The sequence below is a fragment of the Planomonospora algeriensis genome, from assembly GCF_977012225.1.
The window spans coordinates 1-1,476 of record NZ_CDRNDK010000833.1 but is presented as its reverse complement, the minus strand read 5'-3'; the positions used below and the strand labels follow the sequence as shown (position 1 = coordinate 1,476).

Here is a 1,476-nt window from a genome sequence, read left to right as displayed (position 1 = left end):
CGCCGCGCCGTACGCCGCCGCTCCGCGTCCGGACGGGACGGCGCCGGCCGCGCCGCCGGGCCCGCCGCAGTTCACCGACGACGACGTGTTCGCCCTCGCCACCGAGATCGAGGGGCATCCCGACAACGTGGGACCCTGCCTGGCCGGCGGGCTCACGGTCGCGTGGACGGAGCCGTCGGGCGTTCCGCGTATGGCGAAACTGCTCCCGCACGCCGACGTGCGGCCCGTGGTCCTCGTCCCGGAGCACCGCCTGGCCACGGAGACGGCCAGGGGACTGCTGCCCGCGAACGTGCCGCACGCCGACGCGTCGGCGAACGCCGGGCGGGCCGCGCTGCTGGTCGCGGCGCTGACCGGGCGGCCGGAGCGGGAGCTGCTGCTGGCCGGGACCGAGGACCGGCTGCACCAGGGCTACCGGGCCCCGGCGATGCCGCGGACGGCGGATCTGGTGGCGCGCCTGCGCGCACTCGGGATCCCCGCGGTCGTCTCGGGCGCCGGTCCCACGATCCTTGCGTTTTCCACGGGGGATAAGCAGGATTTGATCGCACCAGAAGTGGGTAATGACTGGCACATCCGGCCACTGGATGTCGAAACCCGCGGTGCGTGCGTTGTTTCTCCCGAGACACGTTGATGCCTCTTCGGCCTTCAGGGAATAGCTGTGTGCGCTGGTGATGTTAGGCTGATAGCCGCACCAGATGCCCCCGTGCTGGGTGCGTGCTTGTCAGCCACACATCGTTGCCTCACGTCCCGTTCCACGAGGCGTGAACGCCGCAGTGGCTTCCCCGAATCCGCCGCCTCCGAATGGTCCACATTCGAGCGGGGCAAGGAGAGGCGGCGTTTTAGGGGACATGCGCGTTCGAATCACCTCGACATCTGGTTGCCGGTAGCAATCCGGGGGGTGTCCTCCGCGCCTCACCGTCGGCGGGTCTCGATGGCGGGGGCGTGGATGTGCCCTTCTCCGACAGTGGCGACGGCCCTCCCGGGCCGTCGAGGATCGCAACAGGATCGCAACAGGATCGCGACAGGACCACAACGTGCAACCTGACCCGGTCTGTCCCACCGGATCGATCGCACCACCGGGACGATTGGCTGATCATGGCCACGCCCGACCCCTGGGAAGGACCCATTAGTGAGCGACACCACCGAACTCCTCTCCGACGCGAACGGCGCACAGTCCGCGGCCGGCGACACCCCCACCCGCGCCGCGGCGAAGTCGCCGCGTCGTCGCTCCGGCACCGGCCTGTCCGCCATGGTGCTGCCCGAGCTTCAGGCCATGGCCTCCGGCCTCGGCATCAGCGGGACCGGGCGGATGCGCAAGAGCCAGCTGATCGCGGCCATTCAGGAGAAGCAGGGCGTGACGGCGGAGAGCGCCGCCGCGCCCGCCGCCCCCGCGGCCCCGGCTCCCGCCGTCGCGGAACCGGCCGCCGAGCGCCCGCGCGCAGCCGCAGGGAACGTTCCCGTACCTCCGCCGCCCCGGCC

The 1,476-nt window shown here is 71.6% G+C and carries 2 protein-coding genes; both read left to right on the top strand.

Going from position 1 to position 1,476, the window contains the following annotated elements:
* Positions 1–628 (top strand): homoserine kinase (locus ACWJ6R_RS36200; RefSeq protein ID WP_449066525.1); only part of this gene is annotated, 628 nt, incomplete at its 5' end.
* Between the two features lie 498 nt (positions 629–1,126).
* Positions 1,127–1,476: Rho termination factor N-terminal domain-containing protein (locus ACWJ6R_RS36195; protein ID WP_449066524.1), on the top strand; the 350-nt coding region annotated here is incomplete at its 3' end.